The sequence below is a fragment of the Sinorhizobium sp. KGO-5 genome, assembly GCF_036245905.1.
Classification (GTDB): Bacteria; Pseudomonadota; Alphaproteobacteria; order Rhizobiales; family Rhizobiaceae; genus Sinorhizobium; species Sinorhizobium meliloti_A.
The window spans coordinates 84,777-110,734 of sequence record NZ_BDIZ01000004.1; the positions used below are offsets into that span (position 1 = coordinate 84,777).

The window sequence follows — 25,958 nt, forward strand, 5'->3', positions numbered from 1 at the left end:
TCACGCCGCAGCCTGCTGGCCCTCGAACCAGCCGCTGAAGGCACGCTTCTCGGCGTCGCTCATATGCAGGCCGTGTTTGGTGCGCCGTTCCAACAGGTCTTCCGCCGTTCGCGCCCATTCATTCTCTATGAGGAAGCGGGCTTCCCGCTCCCGGAAGAGCTGCGTGAACGCCGTCCCGAGCTCGTCGAGGCAGGTGGCGCTGCCGATCAGATCATGCGCCCGCGTGCCGTAAAGCCGGGCGTAGTGCTTGGCGAGGTCCGACGGCAGCCACCGGTAGCGCGCGCGCAGGTCGCCGAGAAACTGGTCGAAATCCGCATCCGCCATGTCGCCGCCCGGCAGATGCGCACGCGCCGTCCAGGCCGGGCCCATCTTCGGAAAGAAAGGCTTCAACCGTTCGAGCGCGTGCTCGGAAAGCTTGCGGAAGGTCGTGATCTTGCCGCCGAACACCGAGAGCAGCGGCGCGTCCTTCCCGGCGGCGTCGAGCTCGAAAATATAGTCGCGCGTCACTGCCGACGGATTTTCGGCATTGTCGTCGTAAAGCGGACGCACACCCGAGAAGCTGTGAAGGATGTCGCCCGGCGCCAGTTGCTGCTTGAAATAGCGGTTCACCGATTTCAGGAGATAGGCGACCTCGTTTTCGTCCGCCGCGACGTCCTCAGGCCGCCCGTCATAGGGAATATCCGTGGTGCCGATCAGCGCCAGATCGTTCTGATAGGGATTGATGAAGATCACGCGCTTGTCGGGGTTCTGGACGAGATAGGCCTGCCGCCCCTCCCAGAACTTCGGCACGACGATGTGGCTGCCCTTGACGAGGCGGACGCTGCGGCTCGAATTCAGCCCCGCAACGCGGCCGATCACGTCGTTGACCCAGGGCCCGGCGGTATTGACCACGCAGCGCGCCTTGGCCTCCGTCTTCGCTCCGGTCGCGGCATCGGTCATCTCGACATGCCAGAGGTCGCCTCGCCGGCGAATACCGGTGCAGGCGGTGCGGGTCAGTATCCGGGCGCCTTTCTTTTTCGCGTCGAGCGCGTTGAGCACGACGAGGCGGGCGTCGTCCACCCAACAGTCGGAATATTCGAAGGCCTTGCGATAGGCCGGCTTGATCGCAGCGCCTTCCGGGGCCGTACGCAGGTTGAGCACCCGCGTGCCGGGGAGGCGCTTGCGGCCGCCCAGGTGATCGTAGAGGAAGAGGCCGAGCCGTACGAGCCAGGCCGGCCTGTCGGCCGGATTGTGCGGCAGCACGAAACGCATCGGCCAGATGATGTGAGGTGCGGATTCCAGCAGAACCTCGCGCTCTATCAGGGCTTCGCGCACCAGGCGGAACTCGTAATATTCGAGGTAGCGTAAGCCGCCATGAACGAGCTTGCCGGAGCGGGAACTCGTGCCCTGCGCCAGATCGTCCTTCTCGCAGAGCAGGACGGAGAGCCCCCGCCCTGCCGCGTCGCGGGCAATGCCCGCCCCGTTTATGCCGCCGCCGATGACGAAAAGGTCGTATGTACCGGTTTCGGAACTCACGTGCTTGTCTCCTGTCGTCGTCATGCGGTCAGGCGGCCTCGCCGTTGGGTTTGTCCTGATGGCCGTAAGTGGCGAATCCCTCGATGACGCCGGCGATTTCCTCCTCAGGCAGGACCACCGGGCCGCCGATCAGGAGCGCGTGGTAATATTGCTTGGCGATCGTCTCGAGCTCGATCGCCGCCCACATCGCCTTTTCCAGGCTCGAACCGGTCGCGATCATGCCGTGATTGGCCATGAGGCAGGCGGAACGCCCCTCCATCGCCTTCAGCACGTTCTCCGACAGCGCCTTCGTGCCGTAGCGGGCGTAATCGGCGACGCGCACGTCGGAACCGCCGAAGGCGGCGATCATGTAGTGGCAGGCGGGAATCGGCTTGCCCGCGATCGCGAGGATCGTCGAGAAGGTCGCGTGGGTATGAACGACGGCGCCGACATCCGGCCGCGCCCGCAGAATGTCGAGGTGGAAGGGCCATTCGACCGACGGCCTCTTGGGGCCTGCCCAGGCGCCATACTCGCCGTCGATCGGCATGGCGACGATCATGTCAGGCGTCATCTCGGCATAGGGGATCGCAGACGGGGTGATCAGCATCGTGCCGTTATGGCGCAGGCTGATATTGCCCGAAGTGCCCTGGTTGAGGCCGATCGCATTCATGTGGCGGCAATGGTCGATGATCGACTGGCGCAGTTGAAGTTCGTTCATCGTCCCACCTCAGCACGGATTGACCGGCGGCAGGCCGGCGATGTAGCGGCGCACTTCCTCGGCAGCCATTTCGGCCGCATAGGTCACGGTGCGTACCGACGCGCCCGCGATATGCGGCGTCAGCGTCACATTGGGAAGATTCAACAGCGGCCAGCCTTCCGGCACGGGCTCGACGGCAAACGTCTCCAGCATCGCGCTTGCGAGATGGCCGCTGACGAGATTCTCGTAAAGCGCGTCATAGTCGCAGAGCGGTCCGCGGGCCGTGTTCACGAAGATCGCCCCCGGCTTCATCTTCGCGAAGGTCTCCGCATTCATCATGTTCTTCGTCTCTTCGCTGACGCGCGGATGCAGCGTCACCAGGTCGGCGCGGGCAAGCAGTTCGTCGAGCGAGACGTGCTCGACGCCGGCATTCCTGTCTTCGGCGCTGAGCTGAACATAGGGATCGTGGACGAGCACCTTGGTGCCGAAAGCACGAAGCAAGCGGACCACCTTGGTGCCGATATTGCCGTAGCCGATGACGCCGACCGTCATTTCGGAAAGCTCGCGGCCGGTGCGGTCGGCACGGTAGAGATCGCCCCGCCATTCGCTCCGCCTCAGCGCTTCGTGCCCCACGCGGATAAGGCGCGTCTCCGCGAGGATGGCGCCGATCGTGAATTCGGCGACGGCACTCGCATTGCGGCCGGGCGTGTTGACGACGAGGACGCCCGCCTCGCGAGCGGCTTTCATGTCGATATTGACCGGACCGCCGCGCGACACGGCGACGAGCTTCAATCCCGGCAGGTCAGCCAGCATCGTTCGCGACAGGGGCGCAAGCTGCGTCACGAGAATTTCGGCATCGCCGACGAAGTCGACGATTTCGCCGGGCTTGCCGAGATATTCCTTGAGGCCGTCCATGCCCTCCACGGCATAGCCGTGCTCCATCGGCACGTCCGGCCAGGGCAGTTCGAGCATGCTGATCTCATGCCCGTCGCCGCATGCCTCGACGATCTTGTCGCGAAAAACATCCGGCAGCATGAACCGGTCGCCGATAATGGCTATCTTCTTCATTGCGGTCTTTCCTGTTGGTTTCCCGTTCCGGCTGCGTGGGAGAGCGCATGCCAGACGGGTTGAAGCGCAAGGCGCGACTGCTTGTAGGCGGGGAAAAGCGCATCATAGCGGCGCGCAAGCTCTTCATCCGCGGGTTCTGCCGGCCGATGGTGGGGCCGCACCCATTCGCGGACGCAGTCGGCCATCGAGGGATAAATGCCGAGAGAGACGGCGGCGATCATCGCCGCACCGGCGGCACCCGCCTCCTCGCGTTCGCTCGTCTGGATGCTGGCGCCGAGAGCCCCGCCGAGAATGCGGCGCAGCGAGGCGCTGCGCGCAGCGCCGCCCGACAGACGAACGCAGGCCGGCAGCGGCCCCATCGCGGCGTAACAATCCCGCGAGGCAAAGGCGAGACCGTCGAAGACCGCACGCACCATGTCGCCGAAGCCGTGATTGATCGAAAGCCCGACGAAGGAGGCGCGGGCCGAAGCATCGACAAAGGGGCCGCGCTCACCGGCCTCCGAAATGTAGGGCTGGAAGAGAAGCGGAGTCTCGTTCGCCTCGGAAAGCCAGCCATCCACATGGGTGAGCAGATCGTTCTTCGATTTCTCGATCCCCATGCCCTTGAGGAGACCTCCCGCAAACCGCAGGATCCAGTCGATATTGAGCGTCGCAGCCATATTCGACTGCATCTGCGCATAGGTGCCCGGAATCGGCATGCACATGGTGTAGCCGGTGTGATCCTGGTTGAGCCGAACATCGTCGGCGCCGGCGGCCAGACGCATGTGCATGCCTGTCGAGCCTATGATCGAGCAGCCCGTGTCGGTTCCGGGATCGTAGAGGCCAGCGCCGAGCGCCGTGCAGACGACGTCGACATAGCCAAGCACCACCGGCGTCCCCGCCGGCAGGCCCGTGGCGGCTGCGGCGGCAGCCGAGAGAGGGTGATGCGTGCTCGCCCCGTCGACGATTTCCGGCAGCAGGTGTTTGAGTTCGTTGAGACCGAGAAAGTCGATCACGTCGTCGGAATACTGGCGCTTGCGGAAATCGCCGAAGGTGAAATTCGCTTCCGAGGGATCGGTCGCGCGCCTGTCCGTGAGATTGAAATAGAGCCAGTCCTTGCAATGGAATGCGGTCGCAGCACCTTGCAGCATCTCCGGTGCATGATCCTTCATCCAGCGCAACTGCGGGCCCTGCTGGCAGGCGGCAAGTCCGGAGCCGGTGCGCGAGAAACGCTCCGCATCGCCGCTTTCGGCCCGCAGGCGTTCGACGATTGCGCTCGCGCGCGCATCAAGCCAGAGCCAGCCCTTGCCCACCGGCTCGCCCTCTCTGTCGATCATCCAGGTGCCGTCCCCCTGACCGGTCACCGCGATGGCGGCAACACGGCCAGGGAGGTTCTCGATCCTGGCCGAGAGCTCGACCAGGGTTTTGACCGTGTCCGTCCAGGTACGCCGCAACTCCTGAACGCTGCCGGTGCGGCCCACCGCCTCATAGCTGTTCGGAACCGCCGTCATCGCCAGCTGCCGGCCGCCGAGATCGAAGGCGACGGACTTGATGACGGACGTTCCGGCATCGATGCCGATGAGGATGTCGCGCATCAGGCGAGCTCCTCGCCGTGCGAAATCGCCATACCGCTCTCGCTGTCGAAGACGTGCAGGCTTGCAGGGTCGAGCCGGATGCCGATCGGCTGGCCGATCTCCAGGCTGGTACGGTCGTGTTCGACGAGCACCATGGTGCCGCCGGCGAAATCGGCCGCGATATGGGTCTGGTCGCCGAGCCATTGATTGACGGCAACGCGCCCCGTCACCCCGTCTGCACTGCGCCGGACGGAATAGGGCCGAATGCCGAGAACCACATTCTGGCGCTTCATCAGCGCATTGCGGACGGCATGGGAGAAATCGGCGGCCTGGTATTCGAGCCGGACCCCGTCCTTGAGGCCGAAGGTCACGCGGGCGTCCGTGCCGCTGACGCTTGCCTCGAAGACGTTCATCGGCGGTTCGCCGACGAAGGTTCCGGTGAAGAGATTCGCCGGCCGCTCCTTGATCTTCTGAGGCGTATCGAACTGCTGCAGCACGCCGCCTTCCATGACGGCGATCCGGTCGGCGAGCGCGTTCGCTTCGGTCTGATCGTGGGTGACGAGAATGGCGGTGAGCCCGCGTTCCTTGATGTAGTGCTTGATACGGCCGCGCAGCACGGCGCGCAATTGCGGCTCGAGCTGGCCCATCGGTTCGTCGAGGAGATGCAGGTCGGCGTCGCGGATAAGCGCGCGTCCGAGGGACGCCCTCTGCTGCTGACCGCCGGAAATCGAACTCGGATAACGGCCGAGAATATCCTCGATCTCGAGCAGTTTGGCGATGCTCGCTACCTTCTCTTCGACGACGCTCTGCGAGAGCTTCGACGCCTTGAGCGCAAAAGCTATGTTTTCGCGTACCGTCAGCGGCGGATAGAGCGAATAGCCTTCGAAGGCCATGGCGACGTTGCGGCGGACCGGCGCAAGCATATGCACCTGCCGGCCGGCGACCGAAATCGTGCCGCGCGATACCGGTTCGAAGCCCGCGATCATGCGAAGGGTAGAGGTCTTGCCGCAGCCGGAGGAGCCCAGAAGCGCGATGATCTCACCCTTCTTCACCTCCATGTTCAGCTGCTTCACGGCGTGAACGCCGTAGTCGACCGGGCCATAGAACTTGTCGACGTTGTCGATCAAAAGAGCGGTAGCGTTCATGCCGCTTCTCCATCGCGCTTGGATGCCAGTTCGGAAGGAAGGATGCGCTGGCCCGTCGCCTTGTCGAACAGAAAGGCCGCCCGACCGTCGACTGCGATATGCGCCGGTCCGGCGACCGGGCCGGGGGTACCGGCAGGACGGGACACCAAGATCTCGCGGCCGCGGGCGGTCAGCGCCAGCGTCACGGTCTTCTCGTTGAGCGGCGTTTCCGCCTCGACCGTCACGGGGATCGCGCCCTGCGCGGCGGCTTCGGTAAAAGCGATCGTCTCCGGGCGCAGGCCGAGAACGCATTGCTTTTCGACAATTTGCGCGCCGAAGCCCGGCAGGCGCAGCCGCATGTCGGAGAGTTCGACGAACGCGCCGTCCGGTCCGCGCTGCGGCACGACATCGAGCAGGTTGATGGTCGGATCGCCGAAGAGCCGGGCGATCTCTATATCGGCGGGCGCGTTGTAGATTTCCGCCGGCGTGCCGATCTGGCGGATACGCCCATGCGCCATGACCGCGATGCGGTCGCCGAGCGCCATTGCCTCCTTATAGTCCTGCGTGACGTAGATGACGGTTGCCCCTTGAGCGGCGAGCAGGCGCGGCAGTTCCAACCTCATTTCGAAGCGCAGCTTCGCGTCGACGTTGCGAAGCGGATCGTCGAGAAGCAGCAGCGGCGGCGAGCCCACGAGGGCGCGGGCAAGTGCCGTGCGCTGCTTCTGGCCGTTGGAGAGCGCCTTCGGATGATGGCTCAGCACATGATCGATCTTCAGGAGCTTTGCGACCTTGTGCACGCCGGCGGCGATCGTGTCCCGGGACGATTTCCGCGAGGTCAGCGCGCTGGCGATGTTGTCGAAGGCGCTCATATGCGGGAACAGTGCAAAGTTCTGGAACGCCATGCCGAGCCCGCGATGCTCCGCGTCCACGTCGGTCATGTCTTCGCCGCCGATCAGGACCCGGCCACCATCCGGCTCGATGACGCCGGCGATCAGCCGGAGCAGAACGGTCTTGCCGGAACCGGATGGGCCGAAGAGCACCAGTCGCTCGCCATTGGCCACGTCGAGCGAGAGATCGTCCAGAACCGCCTGGCTCTTGTAGCGCTTGACGATGTTTTTCAGTTGCAGTGTTGTCATTCGATTATCCCTTCACCGCACCGAGCGACAGGCCTTCGACGAGGTAGCGCTGGGCGTAGAGTGCGAGTGCGAGCGTCGGCGTGATCGAGAGCACGATCGCGGCGGCGATCTGGCCGTACTGGATGCCCGAGGCCGTGACGAATGCCAGCGCGCCGACTGTCACCGGCTGCTTGTCTGCGGACGCCAGCACCAGGGCGAAAACGAAATTGTTCCAGGCGAAGATGAAGGCGAGCAGACCGGCCGCTGCTATCCCGGGACCTGCCAGCGGCAGGGCGATCTTGCGGAACGTCGAAAACCAGGAGTGGCCGGCGATGCGATAGGCATATTCGACATCGGCCGAGATGTCCTCGAAGTAGCCGCGCACGATCCAGAGGATGAGCGGCAGGCAGATCAGCTGGTAGATCCAGATGAGACCGAAATAGGTGTTCGAGAGGCCGAGCCACTGAAAATACTGCGTCAGGGGCAGCAGCACGAGCAACGGCGGCGCAAAGCGGAAGGAGAGCAGCGTGAAGGCGATGTCCTCCGACCCCCTGAACTTGTGCCGCGCGAAGGCATAGGCCGCCGGCACGCCGAGAACCAGCGCCAGAGCTACGGAAGCGACCGACAGCAGGACCGAATTGCCGAGATTGCGCATGAAAGCGATATCGAGCGTGCCGGAGGCGGTCTGGAGTTTGCCGGTGATCAGCGCCGCATAATTCTCGAGCGTCGGCGTGAAGACCACCGATGGGGGTATTCTGAGGATCGTCTCGTTCGTCTGGAACGACATGAGGAAGATCCAGACGATCGGAAACATGAAGAAGACGACGACCAGGGTGAGCGCGACGCCGCGCAGGAGCCTTTCGACCGGAGAGGTGGTTTCCATTTTCGGCCTCCTTACGCTTCGCCGCGGGCGCGTTCGCGCAGCCGGAGCCAGTTCTTGATGAAGATGTTCGACAGGGCGTAGGTGATCGCCCACAGGATGATCAGCAGCGCCGCTGAACGCCCGACATTGGTCGACTGGAAGAAGTTGAGGTAGGCCTCGACCTGGAAGACCGTCAGCGTGTCCCCGGGTCCGCCCTGCGTCATCGCGTAGATGATGTCGAACTGCTGGATCGAATCGAGCAGCCGGAAGAGCGTCGCCGTCAGAATATAGGGCGTCAGCATCGGCAAGGTGATGCGGAAGAAGACGAAACTGCGCGGCACGCCGTCGAGCGCCGCCGCTTCGAAAGGCTGCGTCGGCAGCGAGCGGAGGCCCGCGAGCAGCAGGATCATGATGAAGGGCGTATAGACCCAGATGTCGACGAGCACGACGGTCAGCAGCGCCGTGTCCGGCGAGGAGGCCCAGCGGAAATTCTCAAGGCCTACGAGACTTGCGAGATAGCTCAGGATTCCGAAGCCGGGATTGGTCATCAGCTTCCACATCAGCGCGGCGAGCGCCGGGGCCGTCATCAGCGGCAGGAGCAGCATGATCGAGATGAAATTGTTGACCGTGGAGCGGCGCTGCAAGAGCAGTGCGATGCCGAGACCGAGCAGCAGCTCCAGGGTCACGGTGACGCCGGCATAGAGCAGCGAGATCTTCAGCGTGTTCCAGAAACCCGGATCGGTGAAGAAGTTCAGATAGTTCTCACCCCAGTTGAACTGGCGTGCCCAGGGCTGGCTAAGCCGGTAGCGCTGGAAGGAATAGATCACCGCCGTGAAGAACGGGATCAGGATACCGATGCACACGAGAAGCGCCGGCAGGGAGAGCACATAGGGCAAGGCCCTCTTGCTGATTCCGAACCTGCTGCCCCTTGGGCTGGAGTGCGTTACTGAAGCCATGGCCAGCTCCGTCTAAATGCCTGTGTCTATGACATAAGGGGTCGGCCGCGGCCGGCGCAGCCAGACCCCCTCTTCCATTTGCTTTTCGTGCCGAAACGGCGACCCGCCGGCGGCGGGCTGGCCTGGAGCGGGATGGATGCGAACCTTCGATGATGTCCGCCCGCCTCCGCTCCAAGCCGGAGGTGCGATCAACCGAGACCGGCTTCCGCGAGCTGCCGGTTGATGCTCTCGACAAGCCTGTCGAGACCCTCGTCGACCGGCACTTCCTTCGCCACCATCTTCTGCAGCGTCGCCGCCCACTCGGTGGTGAGGTCGAAGAAAAGCGGCTGGGGGGTGAAGTGGATCTTCGCGCCCGGCGCCGAAACGTCGTGCATCTCCACATAACCGGGATAGCTCTTGTTCAACCGCTCGCGGAAGATCTCGTCCTTCCAGACCGATGCCCGGACCGGATTGACGAAGTCCATCTTGGTCGCGCCGAAGATCGCGTGCTCGAGACCCGATGCCCATTGCAGGAAATACCAGGTCGCATCCTTGTCCTTCGCGAAGTTGGACATGGCCAGCGACCAGATCCAGATGTTCGGCGTCGGAGCCTTTGCTTCCGGGTTGGCGGCAAACGGCGCGTAGGCGAGCTTGCCGGCCATCTTGTTATCGCCGCCATTCATGAAGTAGCCGAGAATGTCGGCGTCGTAGATCATGGCGGAGGCGCCGGCGCCGAGGTCCGTGCCGACCTGGTACCAGGTATAGGTCGACCAGTCCTTCGGGCCGCTCTCCTGGATCATCTGCACCCATTTTGCGTGGAAGGCCTTGGATTCAGGCGTATTCATCGCGGCCGAAAGCTTGCCGTCCTCCGAAACGTTCAGATCCTTCTGGCCGAAATTGGCGTAGCCGGAAAGGAAGCCCGGATGGATGGTCGCCCAGGAACGGGACCCGCGCACGCCGATGCCGTAGACGCCGCCGCCCACGTCCTTGTTGAGCTTTGCCGCGGTAGCGACGAGTTCATCGAGGTTCTTCGGAACGCTTGCGCCGACCTTTTCGAACATCTCCTGATTATAGGAGAGGTTGTTCTGCTCGTAGCCCCACGGAATGCACCATTGCTTGGCATCTTCCGAACCGAGCGCACCGCCCGGCTGTCCGTTCCATGCGCAGGAAGCCTTGACGCCCGGCAGGAAGTCGTCCCAGCCATATTGCGGATTTGTCTTCGCCGGATCCTTGATCCACTCGTTGAGGTCCGTGATCCAGCCGGCCGGACCGTAGGTCCAGGTCATATAGGCGCCGGTCATGAAGGCGTCGTATTCCGACGAGCCGGAAGAGAGCGCCGCCGTCACCTTGTCGAAATAGACGTCCTCCGGGAAGACGTCATAGGTGACTTCGATGCCGGTCAGGTCCTTGAACGCCTGAAGATTGGCGATCATCGCATCCGCATAAGGGTGCTTGTTCAGGAGCAGCTTCAGCGACTTGCCGGAATGTGCCTTCCAGTCGAAGTCGGCGGCAAGCGCCTGGGTCGACATCATGTTGAACAGGGTGCCGGCGGTGCCCGCCGTCAGGCCTGCCGCGCCAAGGCCCTTCAACAGGCCGCGACGGTCCACCTCTCCGCGCAGGAATGCGCCAATGAGGTCTTTCTCCTTGTCGTACATCTGTTTTCTCCTCCACTACGGGTAAAACTGCTCGACTGAGCTGCCGGCTACCCAACCGGTATTGCCTCCCTGGACCGCAGCGCCGATTTTCGTCGCTCCTCGGTCCCGTGTTTTCTCAAGCGGCGAGCGTCTGCGCAGTGCGCTCGTCGGTGATGAGTCCGCTCAGGAACCCGCTCTCGAGGACCGCGCGAATCGGGCGCGTCTTGACCCTGCCCCCGGCAATCGCCACGGTGCGGCGGTTCTTCAGGTCCTGCCGGCCAAGCGTGAAGGTGCGGTTCGAAAGCGCGGTCTCTATCGGCCTGCCCTTCTCGTCGAAGAAGTGGCCGAGCAGTTCGCCCACGCCGCCCGCTTTCTGGATCTCCGCTATTTCGCGCATCTCGATCATCCCGGTCGCCACAAGTGAAGCCTCGCGCTCGGCCGTACCGATTCCGACCATCAGAAGGTCGGCCGACTTCGCGAGATCGAAGACCTCCCGCACGCCGCGCTGGCTGAAAAGGACATCGCGATCCTCGACCGTATTGGCGAAGAACGGCACCGGCATCACATAGGCTTCGGCGCCCGTGCGCTCTGCCAGGCGGTGGATAACGTCATGCGGATTGGCGGAGAATTTTCGCGTGAGCCCGCCGAGCAGAGAAACGAAGCGGGTGTTGTTGCTCGCCGTGCGCGGCATGTACTCGATGCTGGCTGCGAGCGTGCGTCCGTGGCCGACGCCGATCAGCGCCGTCTCTCCGCGCTCGATCTCGCGTCTGAGAAACTGCGCCCCGGAGATGCCGAGCGCCTTCAGCGGCAGGTCGTCGCTGTCGAAGTCCGGGACCACCTCGCAATAGTCCAGGCCGTATCGGCTGGAAAGCTTCTGCTCCAGCTCGACGCATTCGGAGACGTCCCCGTCGATATAGACTTTCACCAACCCTTCCTGGTTGGCCTTCATGATCAGCCGGTGTGCTTTGAGCGACGTGAGCCCCAGGCGCTTGGCGACCTCGGCTTGGGTCAGCCCGCCGGCGTAATGCAGCCAGGCGGCGCGGGTCGCCATGCTCGCCTCGTCCTCGCGGACAGCCATTCCACCGATGCTCGCCATATCCTCCCACCCGATGCTGCGCTGCATGATAAATTTTGCAGCGCATGATATTTTTATCTCGATATGAAATAATTTTCACGGGTTGAAAAAATTGTCAAGTCTCAGTTGGTCGCATGCCGAAAAAACGCGGGCACATCGGCGATGCGTCCCGCGGAGTTTTCGAAAGCCGACGGCGTCAGGTGATCGGCAGAAGCGGAAGCCCCCCTCTCTAATGGCCGAGATTCTTGATGTAGAGAGACAGGAGCTGGGTTTGCGAGGAAATGCCGAGCTTCCGATAGACGTTGCGGCGGTGGACTTTGACCGTGCCCGTCGAAATGCCGAGCTTCAATCCGATCGATTCGGAAGAATGGCCCTGGAGCACGAGTTCGATGATCGCCGCTTCCCGCTCGGTAAGATTGAGGTGCCGCCAGACCCCGTCAGCCGGAGGATGTGCCGCCTTCCGGCGGCCCCGGCCCTTTTTCGCGAGCGCCATATCGAAGCGACGGTCGAGTTCCGCCCAATGATGGCGCACGAGGGCCGCCACCAGCAGCTCCGCCTTCTTCAGCAAAGCGAATTCCGTCGCGCTGAAGACCCCCGTCGCCTCCCGCCGCATCAAGGAGAGGACGACGGTGACCTGTTCGCTGACCGGCACGAAGAAGCCGACCTCCTCGGCAAGCCCCGTCTGGACGTAGTAGGTCCGGTAGTACTCGCTCGAGAAAAAGCGGTCGGGCGCCAGTTCGCGCATGCGCCACACGCCGGGCTTGGGGGCACGAGCGGCGTGATAGAACGGATCGAGCAGATAAGGTCCAGCCTGATAGAGGCTCACGAAGAGCACGTGATCCTCGGCGTCGAACGTACTGTAAAGGTCGAGCGGCCGTTCTTTTCCCCGATAGGCGAAGACGACGACGTAATCGAACGTCATCAGGGTGGACATCAGTCCCCGGAATGTGCAGCCGACAGCCTCGTCATCCATCAGGGCGCCGTTCACCAGCGGCGCCATCGCCTGAAAAAGTCTGTCGAGGTCGATGCCCAAACGGTTCTCCCGGGTCGCTCCGCCGCTCTGGGGTATACTCCTCCCACAGGGCGTTTTGGGTTGAAATACCTCTCTTGGGGTATATACCGGCCCGGGCGCTTTTGACTAGGCTATCCGATAATGACGGTGGAAGCGGCGGTGCATGAACCGCGAGCAATTCCAAGAACGACCGCAGGGAACAGACGTGACATCCGCTTCGACGAACGACATCGAATTCCGTTCGGTCGCCAAACGCTATGGCAGCGTGACGGCCGTATCGGACATCAACCTGACGGTGCCGAAGGGCGCCTTCGTTGCGCTGCTCGGCCCATCCGGCTGCGGCAAGACCACATGCCTGCGCATGATCGGCGGCTTCGAGCAGCCGAGCGAAGGCATGGTCTATGTCGGCGGCCAGCCAATGAACGGCGTGCCTGCCTATCGCCGGCCGGTCAACATGGTGTTCCAGCAATATGCGCTTTTCCCGCATCTCGATGTCGAGCAGAACGTCGCCTATGGCTTGAGGCAAATGCGTCCCCGCATCCCGGCCGCCGAGATCACCCGGCGTGCTCAGGAGGCGCTGGAGATGGTCCGCCTCGGCGGCTTCGGCAAGCGCCGGATCCACGAAATGTCCGGCGGACAGCAGCAGCGCGTGGCGCTCGCCCGCGCCATCGTCAACAAGCCGAAGGTGCTGCTCCTCGACGAGCCGCTCGCAGCGCTCGATAAGAAGCTGCGCACCGCCATGCAGATCGAACTGCAGAGCCTGCAGCGCGAGCTCGGCATCACCTTCGTGCTCGTCACGCACGATCAGGAAGAGGCGCTCTCGATGAGCGACTTCGTCTGCGTCATGAGCACCGGCCGCATCGTGCAGATCGGACCGCCGCAGGAGATCTACGACCGCCCGGCAAGTCTCTTCGTCGCCGATTTCGTCGGCAAGGCCAACCGCATCGCCGGGTCGATCGAACCCGGCGCCGGCGCGGTCCTCCTCGCCAATGGCGTCGGACTTGCCAAGCCCGCCCGCGCCAACGGCACGGCAGGCCCGGTCATGGTTGCGCTGCGCCCGGAGGCGATAAGCCTGGTGCGTGACGGCAGCGCTGCGCTGCGCGGCACGGTGACCCACCGTATCTTCCTGGGCTCGTCCGTCGAATATTCGGTCGAGGTCGAGGGCCTCGGCGATTTTCTCGTTACCGCAGACCGCCGCAGCCTGAACGACAGCGATCTCGCCGAGCCCGGCGAAAGGATCGGGCTAAGCTTCGACCCGAATGCAATGCATGTCTTTCCGGCCTGAAGGGCCCGATCTGCCGCAATCAATTGACGTCAACGATAAGGGAACAGCATCATGACCAAGTGGTACAGAGAGAATGCCCCGATCACCGCGGATAAGCTTGCCGACGAGCTGATGCGCCTGAAGCGCGGCTCCGTTTCGCGTCGTCACTTCCTCGGCGTCACCGGCCTCGGCCTCGCGACGGCCGTATTGGCGCGCCAGCCCGGCCTCTTCAACTCCGCCGCTTACGCCGCCGGCGACCTCGGCACGCAGATGTCGATCGCCACCTGGCCGAACTATCACGACCCCGCCACCTTCGAAGCCTTTACCGCTGCGACCGGCGTTGCGGTCGAAGTCAACGTCTTCGGTTCCAACGAGGAAATGCTGGCGAAGCTGCAGGCGGGCGGCACCGGCTGGGACCTCTTCGTCCCCACGAACTACACGATCTCGACCTATGTGAAGCTCGGCCTGATCGACGAGCTCGATCTTTCCAAGCTGCCCAACTACGACGCCTCTACGGAAAATGAGCGCTTCACCAATGAAGGCATCGTCGACGGAAAGACCTATGCCGTGCCGAAGAACTGGGGAACCACCGGGATCGCGGTGAATTCCGATAAGATCAAGGCGCCGGTTGCGAGCTGGAAGGACTTCTTCGAGGTCGCGATGACGGAAGCCGACGGCCGCGCCATGGTGCACGACTATCAGCTCACCACCATCGGCAACGCGCTGGTCTCGCTCGGCTTTTCCTTCAATTCGGTCCAGCCCGAAGAGCTCGCCAAGGCCGAAGAGTTGCTGATCAAGGTCAAGCCGCATCTCTATGCCATCAACAGCGACTATCAGCCCTCGATGCGCGCGACCGATGCGTGGATGACCATGTGCTGGACCAATGACGGGGCCCAACTCAATCGCGACATGCCGGAGATCAAGTTCGTGCTCGGCAAGGACGGCGGCGAGATCTGGTCGGACTTCTATGCGATCCCGAAGAGTGCAGCGAACAAGCCCGCGGGCTACGCGTTGCTCGATTTCCTGATGACCCCTGAAAATGCCGTTAAAGAACACATCGCCAACGGCGCGCCGACGACCGACAGCCGCGTCATGAAGCTGCTCCCGGCCGATGTCACCTCGAACAAGATCGTCTATCCGGACGAAGCGGCCCTCACCCCGCTCGAATTCGGCGCTGCGGTGACGCTGACGGATCCCGGCCGCGCCGAGCTGATGGCGCGCTTCAAATCGGCTTGAACATACGGGCAAGATGCCCCTCATCCCGCTGCCGCGTCCTTCTCCCCGTTTAACGGGGAGAAGGACACAAGCCGCGACGTCCCTAACCTCTCCCCGCCTGCGGGGAGAGGGTTAGGGTGAGGGGCAATTTCATTCCAGTTCACGGACAAATCATGCAGGCAGCAACGAACACGAAGAGGAAACTGGTTACGGCGGCGCTGATTGCGCCGGCGGCCGCGTGGCTCACCGTCTTCCTGGTTCTCCCATTCATCGCCATGCTCGTCTTCGCCTTTGGCGAGCGGGCGCCTGAAGGCGGATACCAGCCGGCCTTCACCTTTGCGCAGTTCGCCAATCTGCCGACTCGCGCGGCCGCCTTCTGGAACACGCTGATGCTCGCCCCGGCCGGCGCCCTGCTCTGCCTCATCGTCGCCTATCCGGTCGCCTATTACCTCGCCGTCAAGGCAAATCCGCGCTACCGCCTCATACTCGTCTCGCTCGTCGTCGTTCCTTTCTGGACGAGCCTGCTCGTGCGTACCTATGCCTGGATGTACATCCTCGGCTCGCGCGGCATTCCCAATCTCCTGTCGATGATCGGCATCGAGGACGTCCGCATGCTGAATACGCCCGGCGCCGTGCTGCTCGGCATCGTCTACGGCTATCTGCCGCTGATGATCATGCCGATCTATGTGAGCCTGGAAAAGCTCGACCGCCGCCTGCTGGAGGCTTCCGCCGATCTCGGCGGCAAGCCCGTCTCCACCTTTCTGGGCGTCACTCTGCCGTTGTCGCTGCCGGGGGTCATGACGGGCGTCGCGCTCGTCACCATCCTGCTTCTCGGCGAGTATCTGATCCCGCAGCTGCTCGGCGGCGGCAAGGTCTTCTTCATCGGCAATGCGCTGGTCGATCTCTTCCTGCAGTCTCGGAACTGGCCCTTCGGATCGGCGATCGCCGTGACACTCGTCGCCGTCGTCGTCGTCGTGCTCATGCTGGCGATGCGAATCGCCTGGAAGGTCGCCGGAACAAGACAGGTGGATCTCGTCTGATGCGCGCCTTCATTTCCTCCGTCTATCTCTTCCTCTATGCGCCGATCGCGCTGGTCGTGCTCTTCTCGTTCAATGCCGGCCGCAATGCGAGCGAGTTCACGGGCTTTTCGCTCGCCTGGTACGGCAAGGCGCTCGGCAACACCTTTCTCGTCTCGGCGCTGCAGAACAGCCTGATCATCGCCTTCACCAGCGCCACGCTTGCCGCCGTCTTCGGCACCATGGCAGCGCTCGGCATGGAGCGGCTTGGCTCCCGCATGCGCGCTCTCTTCGATGCTCTCTTCGCCGCGGCGATCGTCGTCCCGGGCGTCGTCATCGGCATCGCGACGCTGGTCGCACTCGTCGCTGTCTTCTCCTTCGTCAACCCGACGATCGCAGCCCTCTGGCCGGGCGATCAGCCGCCGCAACTGGGACTCGGTTACGGCTCCATCATCGCCGCCCACGGGCTCTTCTCGATGGCGCTCGTCACCATGATCGTCAAGGCGCGCATCGCGAGCCTCGGCCGCGACATCGTCGAGGCGTCGGGCGACCTCTATGCGACGCCGCTCACCACTTTCCGGCTGATCGTGCTGCCGCAGATCCTGCCGTCGATCCTCGCGGGCTTTCTCCTCGCCTTCACCTTCTCCTTCGACGACTTCATCATCGCCTTCTTCGTCGCCGGCTCGAAGACGACCCTGCCGATCTATGTCTTCGCCTCGATCCGCCGCGGGGTGACGCCCGAAATCAACGCGATCGCGACCCTGGTCCTGGTCGCCTCGCTGTTCCTTATCCTGACCGCCCGCGTGCTCATGCGCGAAAAGAAAAGCAAATCCGGGGAGTGAAACCATGATCCTGAATGACCGGATCGCGATCGTGACCGGAGCGGGCTCCGGAATCGGCCGGGCGGGTGCCGCCATCATCGCCCGCGAAGGCGCCCATGTGGTCGTCGTCGACCGCAGCGTGGAAGCCGCGGGCGAAACCGTGGCGGCGATCGCCACCGTGGGCGGCAGCGCTGAAGCGCTCGCGGTCGACGTCACCGACGACGAAGCGCTTGCGCACGGCATCGCCGATATCCTCTATCGGCACGGGCGGATCGACATCCTGCACAATCACGCCGGCGCGCAGGTCGCCGGCGACCTGGAAAAGGTCGAGGTGGCGGGTTTCGACCGGTCCTGGAACCTCAACGTCCGCGCCCATTTCATGGCTGCACGCCTCGTCATGCCCTCGATGAAGGCGGCCGGTCGCGGCGTGATCGTGAACACGTCGTCTTCGTCCGGCGTCCTCTACGATCGTGAGATGATCGCCTATACGACGACGAAACACGCGGTCATCGCCATGACCCGGCAGATGGCGGGCGACTATGCGAAATACGGTGTCAGGGTGAACGCTCTCTGCCCCGGCTGGGTCGACACGCCCTTCAACGAACCCTTCATCGACCAGATGGGCGGGCGCGAGGCCATCGAAGCCTATATCCGCGAGAGGGTTCCGCTCGGCCGCTGGGCGAGCGTCGACGAGATCGCCGAGTCGATCCTCTTCCTTGTTTCCGACCGTTCCTCCTACATGACGGGACAGATCCTCGTGGTGGACGGGGGCGAGACGGTGGTCTGATCGCTGAATCATCTCTCGATGGATTGGCCGCAGACCTCTGATTCGACTCGGAAAACTCAGCTTCGCTCATCTTCCGCCTGAAGCCCTTGAATCAGTTCTTCAGCTTGAGCCGCCGGCGCGTCTCGCTGGGGCTTTCGCGATAATGCGCGCGATAGCTGCGCGAAAATGAAGATGACGAATTGAAGCCGGAAATCGCCGCAATGTCGGCGAACTCCATCCGCGTTTCGATCACCTTGCGCCGCGCTGCGTTCAGCCGCAGCGCCAAATAGTGTTCGTGCGGCGCGACGCCCATGGTCTCCTTGAAGAGATCCTGAAGGTGCCGGGCACTGACCCCCACGCGGCGCGCCAGCCGCGCGAGCGTCAGCGGAGCCTCGACCGTTTCTTCCATCAGCTTGACCGCGGCGCCGACGCGGGTCTCGAGAATGCGCATGTTGCCGATCGCGGGTACCTGCAGGCGGTCGCCGCGGGTGCGTTCCTGCTCGTAGATGAAGAGGCGCGACACTTCGAGCGCCAGCGAATAGCCGTGCGCGCGGCGGATCAGTTCCAGCATCAGGTCCAGCGTCGGCAGCGAGCCGCCGGTGGTGATGCGTTTTCGGTCGATGACGAAACGCTCGCGCACCATCGTCACCTGCGGATAGGCGGCGGCGAAATCCTCGAAATCCTCCCAGTGGGTGGTGGCCGAGAAATTGTCGAGGAGGCTCGTCTCCGCCAGCAGCCAGGAGCCGGATTCGATTCCGGCCATCATCTCCCGGTGCCGCGCCGTCTGCGACAGGAGCATCTTGAGCTGCGAGGTGGCGCTGCGCTGCCAGTGGTAGCTGGAAAGCACGAAGAGCGGCGCCGTCTCGCGCTGCGGGCGGAAGGCGCCGGCCACCGGGACGGGAATGCCGCTCTTCGTCTCGATCGCCCTCCCGTCCGGACTGAACAGGCTCCAGCTGTAAAGCGTGCGCCCGGCGATGCGATTGGCGGCGCGCAACGGTTCGACAACCGATGCGACAAGGATGAGATTGGTCTCCGGCAAGATCAGAAGGTCGATATGCTGCGCCTGCGCGATGCTGCTGTCCACGGCAAAACTTCCTCCAGAGAATTCCGATAATGTATAGGATGCTTCTCTTATTGCAAAGCAATGCGGCACTTTCTGGCCCGTAATACGGGCAACGAAAGGGAGGACATCAATGCCGCTCAGCATGAACCGCGAGGTGTTCATCACATGCGCCGTCACCGGCGCCGGAGACACCGTCTCGAAATCCAGCCACGTTCCGGTCACGCCGAAACAGATCGCCGAATCGGCGATCGAGGCCGCCAAGGCGGGTGCCGCGGTCGTCCACTGTCACGTCCGCGATCCCGACACCGGCGCGCCTGCGCGGCGGCTCGACCTCTACAGGGAGGTGACCGACCGCATCCGCTCCGCCGACATCGACGTGGTGCTCAATCTGACCGCCGGCATGGGCGGAGACCTCGTCTTCGGTAACGTCGAGAGCCCCTTCCCCGTCAACGAGAAGGGCACGGACATGGCCGGCGCCACCGAACGCGTCGCGCATGTCGCCGAATGCCTGCCGGAAATCTGCACGCTCGACTGCGGCACCATGAATTTCTCGCTCGGCGATTACGTCATGACCAATACGCCGTCGATGCTGCGCGAGATGGCACGGCAGATGACCGCACTCGGCGTGCGTCCGGAGATCGAGGCCTTCGATACCGGGCATCTGTGGTTCGCCAAGCAACTCGCCGAAGAAGGCCTGATCGAGGATCCGGTGCTGATCCAGCTCTGCATGGGCATTCCGTGGGGCGCGCCGGACGATCTCAACACCTTCATGGCCATGGTCAACAACGTTCCCTCGAACTGGACCTTTTCCGCCTTCTCGATCGGCCGCAACGCCATGGCCTATCCCGCTGCCGCAATCCTTGCCGGCGGCAACGTCCGCGTCGGCCTGGAAGACAATCTCTATGTCGGCAAGGGCCAGCTGGCGACCAATGCCCAGCTCGTGGAGAAAGCGGTTTCCGTCGTCGAGAGCATGGGCGCGAAGATCATCGGTCCGGAGGAGGTCCGCAGGAAGCTGAAGCTGACGAAGCGGTAACAAGACCCCTCCCAACCCTCCCCACAAGGGGAGGACTTAACCTGCCGCGGCAGGCGCCACCTGTCCCTCCCCTTTGTGGGGAGGTCGATCCCGAAGGGATCGGGAGCGGCTCTTACGACATTTTGAATGGAGAGGGGAATGACCACAATCACCAGGGCCGCCTGTATCGGCGGCGGCGTCATCGGCGGGGCCTGGGCTGCGCGTTTTGCGCTTGCAGGAATAGACGTCAACATCTTCGACCCGCATCCGGAAGCCGAGCGCATCATCGGCGAGGTCATGGCCAACGCGGAACGCGCCTATGGCATGCTGACCATGGCGCCGCTTCCGCCGCGCGGCAAATTCACCTTCTGCAAGAGCGTTCAGGAAGCAGTCGAGGACGTTGACTGGATTCAGGAAAGCGTGCCCGAACGGTTGCCGTTGAAGCGCGGCGTCATCAACGAGATCGATGCCGCCGCCCGGCCCGACGCCCTCATCGGCTCCTCCACTTCGGGCCTGCTCCCGTCCGACCTGCAGGCCGAGATGAAACACCCCGAACGCATGTTCGTGGCCCATCCCTATAACCCGGTCTATCTGCTGCCGCTGGTGGAGCTCGTCGGCGGCAAGAAGACGTCGCCGGAAACGATCAGGCGCGCCGAGGAAGCGGTCGCCGAGATCGGCATGAAGGGCGTCGTCATCGCCAAGGAGATAGAGGCCTTCGTCGGCGACCGCCTGCTCGAGGCGCTCTGGCGCGAAGCACTCTGGCTGATCCAGGACGACATCTGCGATACCGAGACGCTCGACGACGTCATGCGCTATTCCTTCGGCATGCGCTGGGCACAGATGGGTCTCTTCGAGACTTATCGCATCGCCGGCGGCGAAGCGGGCATGCGCCATTTCCTCGCCCAGTTCGGCCCCTGCCTCAAATGGCCCTGGACGAAATTCACCGACGTGGTCGATCTCGACGACGCGCTCGTCGAGAAGATCGGGGCACAATCGGACGCGCAGGCCGCCGGTCGCTCCATCCGCGAACTCGAACGCATCCGGGACGAAAACCTCGTCGGCATCATGCATGCCTTGAAGGCCGGCGACGGCGGCAAAGGCTGGGGTGCCGGCAAGCTGCTCGCCGATTTCGAGAAGCGGCTTTGGGAAAAGGGCGGCAGTCCGTCGAAGAGCCTGGACGCGTCCGGGCCGCTGCGTCTGGTCGATACCAGGGTCAACGCCGCCTGGGTCGACTACAACGGCCACATGACAGAGCATCGATACTTACAGCTCTTCGGCGACACCTCGGACGCACTGCTCAAGTTGATCGGCGTCGACTTCGCCTATGTCGAGGCCGGCCACAGCTATTACACGGTCGAGACCCACATCCGTCATCTCGGCGAAGCCAAGCTCGGACAGGCGCTCTATACGACCCTGCAGCTTCTTTCGTCGGACGAGAAGCGCATTCACTTCTTCACGCGCATTCACGATGCGGCGTCGGGCGACCTCATCGCCACCGCCGAACAGATGATGCTGCATGTCGACGCCAAGGCCGGCAAATCCGTGCCGGCACCGACGGAGGTGATGGCCAAGCTGAAGCCGATCGCGGAAGGTCATGCGAAGCTGGACGCGCCCGAGGGCGCGGGACGGCATGTGGGGCAGAGACGGTGATGGCGATGCTGGCGGGATAAGAGCCCCTCATCCGCCTGCCGGCACCTCTCCCCGTCCCAAGGACGTCCCGACGGGGAGAGGGATAGTCCTCGGATTAGCCCGAGGAGAGGGGCACCGCCCGAGAGCCCGCAGCAGATCGTTGAGGAGCGATCTGCCGCGCGCACCAGAATTGACGAGGGAGAACAATGAATTTCGCACTGACCGAAGAACAGCAGATGATCGTCGACACGGTCCGCACCTTCGTCGAGACCGAGATCTATCCGCATGAGAACGAGGTCGAGCGGACCGGAGTGGTGCCGCGCGAACTCGGGCTGGAAATCGCCCGCAAATGCAAGGAACTCGGCTTCTTCGCCTGCAACTTCCCGGAAGAGGTCGGCGGCGCCGGCCTCGACCATCTGACCTTCACTCTGGTCGAGCGCGAGCTCGGCCGCGGGTCCATGGGCCTCACCGTCTTTTTCGGGCGGCCGTCCGGCATCCTGATGGCCTGCAACGAGGATCAGCGGGAGCGATACCTGCTCCCAGCCGTCCGCGGCGACAAGTTCGACGCGCTCGCCATGACCGAACCGGATGCCGGCTCGGACGTGCGCGGCATGAAATGCTTCGCACGGCAGGACGGCGACGACTGGATCGTCAACGGGACGAAGCACTTCATCAGCCATGCCGACATTGCCGATTTCGTCATCGTCTTCGTCGCCACCGGCGAGGAGCAGACGCCGCGCGGACCGAAGAAGAAGATCACCTGTTTCCTGGTCGATCGCGGCACCCCCGGCTTCGAAATCCGCGAAGGCTACAATTCCGTCTCGCATCGCGGCTACAAGAACTGCATCCTCACTTTCGACGACTGCCGGCTGCCTTCGGCCCAGATCCTCGGCGAGGCCCATAAAGGCTTCGATATTGCCAACGACTGGCTCTACGCCACGCGCCTGACCGTGGCGGCCACCTCCGTCGGCCGCGCCCGTCGCGCCTTCGATTACGCACTCTCCTACGCGGCCGAGCGCAAGCAGTTCGGCAAGCCGATCGGCGCCAACCAGGGAGTCTCCTTCAAACTTGCCGACATGATCACCGAAATCGACGCGGCCGACCTTCTGACACTCTCGGCCGCCTGGCGGCTCGACCAGGGCCTGCCGTCCAACCGCGAGATCGCTTCGGCCAAGGTCTATGCCACCGAAATGCTCGCCCGCGTCACAGACGAGGCGATCCAGATCTATGGCGGCATGGGACTCATGGACGACCTGCCGCTCGCCCGCTTCTGGCGCGACGCCCGCGTCGAGCGCATCTGGGATGGGACGTCCGAGATCCAGCGACACATCATCAGCCGCGATCTGCTCCGGCCGCTGGGGGCTTGAACGATGGGCGAGCTTCCGCAAATTACCCCCCTCTGCCCTGCCGGGCATCTCCCCGGCGCACTCCACGGGGGCGCGGCATGACCTCCACTCCCCGCTCCCTCGACCGTCTCATCCGCCCACGCTCCATCGCCGTCTTCGGCGGCAAGGAGGCGCGCCGCGTCATCGAGCAATGCGACAAGATGGGCTTTGCCGGCGACATCTGGCCGGTCCACCCGCGCGAAGAAGAAATCCTCGGCCGCCGCTGCTACCGCTCGGTGTCCGACCTGCCGGGGGCGCCGGATGCCTCCTTCGTCGGGGTCAACCGCGCGCTCACGATCGAGATCATCCGCGATCTCGCCGCGCGCGGCGCCGGGGGTGCCGTCTGCTACGCCTCCGGTTTCCGCGAGGCGGCAAACGAGCTTGCCGACGGCAACGACCTGCAGGAGGCGCTCGTCGCGGCGGCCGGCGACATGCCGATCGTCGGGCCCAACTGCTACGGTTTCATCAACATGCTGGACGGCGCGCTGCTCTGGCCCGACCAGCACGGCATGCTTCGGGTCGAACGCGGCGTCGCGATCCTCACGCAATCTTCCAACATCGCCTGCAACATCTCCATGCAGAAGCGCGGGCTGCCGCTGGCCTATGTCATGACGGCCGGCAACCAGGCGCAGACGGGCCTTTCCGACATCGCCTGCGCCGTGCTCGAGGATCCGCGCGTCACCGCCGTCGGTCTCCATATCGAAGGCTTCGACAGCATCGAGGCTTTGGAAAGGCTTGCCGCCCGCGCACGCGAGCTGCGCAAACCCGTGGTCACGCTGAAGGTCGGAAAATCGGAAGCAGCCCAGCTTGCAACCGTCTCCCATACCGCCTCCCTAGCCGGCAACGACCGGGTCTCCTCGGCCCTGCTCGCCCGCCTCGGCATCGGCCGCGTCGATACGCTGCCCGAGTTGCTCGAAACGCTGAAGCTGCTGCATCTTCATGGGCCGCTGCCCAGCGCCGATATCTCCTCGATGAGCTGTTCGGGCGGCGAGGCATCGCTGATGGCGGATGCCGGCGTCCGGCGCAAAGTCAATTTCCGGGCACTCAGGGAGGAACAGCGCCAGCCGCTGCGCGAAAGCCTCGGCGAAATGGTGACGATCGCCAATCCGCTCGACTACCACACCTTCGTCTGGGGAAATCGCGAGAAGCAGACGGCCGCCTTCACGGCCATGATGCGCGGCGGCTATGCCCTCAACCTGATCGTGCTCGATTTCCCGCGGCTCGACCGATGCGACGCGGCCGACTGGGTCACGACCTGTGAGGCGATCATCGATGCGACGAAGGCTACCGGCGCGGTCGCCGGTATCGTTGCCAGCCTCGGCGAGAACATGCCCGAGGAAACCGCTCTCTCGCTGGTGTCGGCGGGCGTCGTGCCCTTCTTCGGCATCGACGAGGCGCTCGCCGCCATCGAGACCGCCGCTGCGATCGGCGCGATATGGGCAAAGCCCGCAGCACCTCCCCTCCTCCGCTCGCGTCCTGAGGGAGGCGAGATCGTCACCCTGAGCGAAGCCGAAGCGAAGGCTGAGCTCGCGGCAGCGGGCGTCATCGTTCCCGGTGGCAGGAGCGCCGCGACAGTCGAGGAAGCCGCAGCGGCGGCCGAGGCCCTCGGCTTCCCCGTGGTCCTCAAGGGCCTCGGCGTGGCGCACAAGACCGAAGCCGGTGCGGTCAAGGTCAATCTGACAAGCCGTCAGGAGGTCATCACGGCGGCGCGAGGCATGGCTGCGGTCGCCTCCGGTTACCTCGTCGAGAAGATGATCGCCAGGCCTGTGGCGGAGCTGATCGTCGGGGCGATGCGCGACGCGGTCGCAGGTCCGGTGCTGACGATCGGCGCGGGCGGAATTCTCGTCGAATTGCTGGAGGATTCCGCGATCCTCACGCTGCCGGTCACCGAAGAGATGATCCGCGATGCGATTGCGGGCCTGAAGATCGCCAAGCTGCTCGACGGCTATCGCGGCAATCCCAAGGGCGATATCGCCGCCTTGACAGGAACTGTCGCTGCCGCGGCATCCTATGTCGTTGCAAACGCTTCCAAACTCGAAGAACTCGATATCAATCCTATAATGGTGCTGCCGGACGGCCACGGAGCCGTTGCCGCCGACGCCCTGATCCGCCGGAGGAAATGACGCCCATGACCGGACCGATCCTTACGCGCCGCGAAGGCGGCATTCTCGAAGTCACGATCGACCGGCCGAAGGCCAACGCCATCGACCTGAAGACCAGCCGCGTCATGGGCGAAATCTTCCGCGATTTCCGGGACGACCCGGAGCTCAGGGTCGCGATCGTCACCGGCGCCGGCGAGAAATTCTTCTGCCCCGGCTGGGATCTGAAGGCGGCCGCGGAAGGCGATCCAGTCGATGGAGACTACGGCGTCGGCGGTTTCGGCGGGATGCAGGAACTGCGTGACCTCAACAAGCCCGTCATCGCGGCCGTCAACGGCATTTGTTGCGGTGGCGGCCTGGAGATCGCGCTTTCGACCGACATCATCCTCGCAGCCGAACATGCGAGTTTCGCACTCCCCGAAATCCGCTCGGGCACGCTCGCCGATGCCGCTTCGATCAAGCTGCCGAAGCGAATCCCCTACCATATCGCCATGGACATGCTGCTCACCGGCCGCTGGCTCGACGTGGTCGAAGCGAACCGCTGGGGCTTCGTCAACGAGATCCTGCCGGCCGGACGGCTGATGGACCGGGCCTGGGAACTGGCGCGCCTGCTCGAAAGCGGCCCGCCGCTCGTCTATGCCGCAATCAAGGAAGTGGTCCGCGATGCCGAGGGCCGGGACTTCCAGACGACCATGAACAAGGTCACCCGTCGCCAGTTCAGGACAGTCGATGTCCTCTATTCGAGCGAGGACCAGCTCGAGGGCGCCCGCGCCTTTGCGGAGAAGCGCGACCCGGTCTGGAAGGGACGCTGAGATACGCGGCCTCTTCGGCCGCGGACAGAGTGGAAGCCGGAGGATGCCGGCCTTCAGCGTGACGCGTCGCGAGCACCGGCGCGTGCGGCTGAGCAGTCTTTCCATAAGACATGCTTATGGAAAAGATTTATAATTTAGGACGTTACAAGCCACGTCCAAGCGTTTAGCCTTATGGATGAACAACGCGGATAACGCGCAAAGAGACGACAAGGAGGTCAGGATAGAGACGATCCCGGTGGACTGCAAACCACCTCCGGCCATCTCGACCGATGGCAAATACGCGAACACTCTACCAATCACAACGAAC

At 63.8% G+C, this 25,958-nt stretch carries 22 protein-coding genes; 10 read left to right on the plus strand and 12 right to left on the minus strand.

Annotated features, from left to right (window positions below):
* The 11 genes from BHD07_RS18765 to BHD07_RS18815 all read right to left on the minus strand — a co-directional run bounded on the left by BHD07_RS18765 (position 1) and on the right by BHD07_RS18815 (position 12,590).
* Entirely contained in the window at positions 1-1,539 is a 1,539-nt protein-coding gene (locus BHD07_RS18765; RefSeq protein ID WP_338282458.1) for a glycerol-3-phosphate dehydrogenase, read from the minus strand.
* A 4-nt stretch (positions 1,540-1,543) separates the two neighbouring features.
* A complete protein-coding gene (locus tag BHD07_RS18770; RefSeq protein WP_338282460.1) occupies positions 1,544-2,212 on the minus strand; it encodes a class II aldolase/adducin family protein in 669 nt (222 codons plus the stop codon).
* A 9-nt stretch (positions 2,213-2,221) separates the two neighbouring features.
* Entirely contained in the window at positions 2,222-3,259 is a 1,038-nt protein-coding gene (locus BHD07_RS18775; protein WP_100671746.1) for a 2-hydroxyacid dehydrogenase, read from the minus strand.
* Positions 3,256-4,833 (minus strand): FGGY-family carbohydrate kinase, encoded by a 1,578-nt coding sequence (locus BHD07_RS18780; protein WP_338282463.1) that lies wholly within the window; start codon positions 4,831-4,833, stop codon positions 3,256-3,258. Before BHD07_RS18780 ends, BHD07_RS18775 begins: the two co-directional genes overlap by 4 nt.
* On the minus strand, positions 4,833-5,957 hold the full coding sequence (locus tag BHD07_RS18785) for an ABC transporter ATP-binding protein (protein WP_127711264.1): 1,125 nt from the start codon (positions 5,955-5,957) through the stop codon (positions 4,833-4,835). The genes BHD07_RS18780 and BHD07_RS18785 overlap by 1 nt, the downstream gene beginning before the upstream one ends.
* Positions 5,954-7,072 (minus strand): ABC transporter ATP-binding protein, encoded by a 1,119-nt coding sequence (locus BHD07_RS18790; protein WP_018095515.1) that lies wholly within the window; start codon positions 7,070-7,072, stop codon positions 5,954-5,956. The genes BHD07_RS18785 and BHD07_RS18790 overlap by 4 nt, the downstream gene beginning before the upstream one ends.
* Before the next feature lie 4 nt (positions 7,073-7,076).
* A complete protein-coding gene (locus BHD07_RS18795; protein ID WP_010969796.1) occupies positions 7,077-7,934 on the minus strand; it encodes a carbohydrate ABC transporter permease in 858 nt (285 codons plus the stop codon).
* An 11-nt stretch (positions 7,935-7,945) separates the two neighbouring features.
* Positions 7,946-8,869, minus strand: a complete 924-nt coding sequence (locus tag BHD07_RS18800; protein ID WP_018095517.1) for a carbohydrate ABC transporter permease — start codon at positions 8,867-8,869, stop codon at positions 7,946-7,948.
* Between the two features lie 188 nt (positions 8,870-9,057).
* Positions 9,058-10,503, minus strand: coding sequence for an ABC transporter substrate-binding protein (locus tag BHD07_RS18805; RefSeq protein WP_100671750.1), 1,446 nt, complete (start codon positions 10,501-10,503; stop codon positions 9,058-9,060).
* Positions 10,504-10,618: 115 nt separating this feature from the next.
* Positions 10,619-11,578 carry a sugar-binding transcriptional regulator gene (locus BHD07_RS18810; RefSeq protein ID WP_100671974.1) on the minus strand — a complete coding sequence of 320 codons (960 nt, stop codon included), beginning with the start codon at positions 11,576-11,578 and terminating at the stop codon, positions 10,619-10,621.
* Between the two features lie 208 nt (positions 11,579-11,786).
* Positions 11,787-12,590 carry a helix-turn-helix transcriptional regulator gene (locus BHD07_RS18815; protein WP_338282472.1) on the minus strand — a complete coding sequence of 268 codons (804 nt, stop codon included), beginning with the start codon at positions 12,588-12,590 and terminating at the stop codon, positions 11,787-11,789.
* Positions 12,591-12,732: 142 nt separating this feature from the next.
* Here BHD07_RS18815 and BHD07_RS18820 point away from each other — a divergent pair, with 142 nt between their 5' ends.
* From BHD07_RS18820 to BHD07_RS18840, 5 genes are all read left to right on the plus strand, one after another.
* Positions 12,733-13,854 carry an ABC transporter ATP-binding protein gene (locus tag BHD07_RS18820; RefSeq protein WP_338282474.1) on the plus strand — a complete coding sequence of 374 codons (1,122 nt, stop codon included), beginning with the start codon at positions 12,733-12,735 and terminating at the stop codon, positions 13,852-13,854.
* Between the two features lie 51 nt (positions 13,855-13,905).
* Positions 13,906-15,069, plus strand: a complete 1,164-nt coding sequence (locus BHD07_RS18825) for a polyamine ABC transporter substrate-binding protein (RefSeq protein WP_338282476.1) — start codon at positions 13,906-13,908, stop codon at positions 15,067-15,069.
* Between the two features lie 152 nt (positions 15,070-15,221).
* Positions 15,222-16,088 (plus strand): ABC transporter permease, encoded by an 867-nt coding sequence (locus BHD07_RS18830; RefSeq protein WP_338282479.1) that lies wholly within the window; start codon positions 15,222-15,224, stop codon positions 16,086-16,088.
* The gene (locus BHD07_RS18835; protein WP_018095524.1) at positions 16,088-16,906 is read left to right on the plus strand and encodes an ABC transporter permease; all 819 of its coding nucleotides are present in this window, start codon (positions 16,088-16,090) and stop codon (positions 16,904-16,906) included. The genes BHD07_RS18830 and BHD07_RS18835 overlap by 1 nt, the downstream gene beginning before the upstream one ends.
* 4 nt (positions 16,907-16,910) lie before the next feature.
* A complete protein-coding gene (locus tag BHD07_RS18840; protein ID WP_338282480.1) occupies positions 16,911-17,672 on the plus strand; it encodes an SDR family NAD(P)-dependent oxidoreductase in 762 nt (253 codons plus the stop codon).
* A 91-nt stretch (positions 17,673-17,763) separates the two neighbouring features.
* Here the strand turns inward: BHD07_RS18840 and BHD07_RS18845 are convergent, their stop codons facing one another.
* Entirely contained in the window at positions 17,764-18,735 is a 972-nt protein-coding gene (locus BHD07_RS18845) for a GlxA family transcriptional regulator (RefSeq protein WP_338282482.1), read from the minus strand.
* A 109-nt stretch (positions 18,736-18,844) separates the two neighbouring features.
* On the opposite strand from BHD07_RS18845, the gene BHD07_RS18850 reads away from it, so the two are divergent.
* The 5 genes from BHD07_RS18850 to BHD07_RS18870 all read left to right on the plus strand — a co-directional run bounded on the left by BHD07_RS18850 (position 18,845) and on the right by BHD07_RS18870 (position 25,651).
* Positions 18,845-19,747 (plus strand): 3-keto-5-aminohexanoate cleavage protein, encoded by a 903-nt coding sequence (locus tag BHD07_RS18850; protein ID WP_018095527.1) that lies wholly within the window; start codon positions 18,845-18,847, stop codon positions 19,745-19,747.
* A gap of 138 nt (positions 19,748-19,885) precedes the next feature.
* Positions 19,886-21,376, plus strand: coding sequence for a carnitine 3-dehydrogenase (locus BHD07_RS18855; protein ID WP_338282484.1), 1,491 nt, complete (start codon positions 19,886-19,888; stop codon positions 21,374-21,376).
* A 185-nt stretch (positions 21,377-21,561) separates the two neighbouring features.
* On the plus strand, positions 21,562-22,722 hold the full coding sequence (locus BHD07_RS18860) for an acyl-CoA dehydrogenase family protein (RefSeq protein WP_127711286.1): 1,161 nt from the start codon (positions 21,562-21,564) through the stop codon (positions 22,720-22,722).
* A gap of 77 nt (positions 22,723-22,799) precedes the next feature.
* Positions 22,800-24,863: an acetate--CoA ligase family protein gene (locus BHD07_RS18865; RefSeq protein WP_338282486.1), complete on the plus strand. Its 2,064-nt coding sequence runs from the start codon at positions 22,800-22,802 to the stop codon at positions 24,861-24,863.
* A gap of 5 nt (positions 24,864-24,868) precedes the next feature.
* Positions 24,869-25,651, plus strand: a complete 783-nt coding sequence (locus tag BHD07_RS18870) for a carnitinyl-CoA dehydratase (protein ID WP_275597607.1) — start codon at positions 24,869-24,871, stop codon at positions 25,649-25,651.
* Positions 25,652-25,958: the final 307 nt, after the last annotated feature.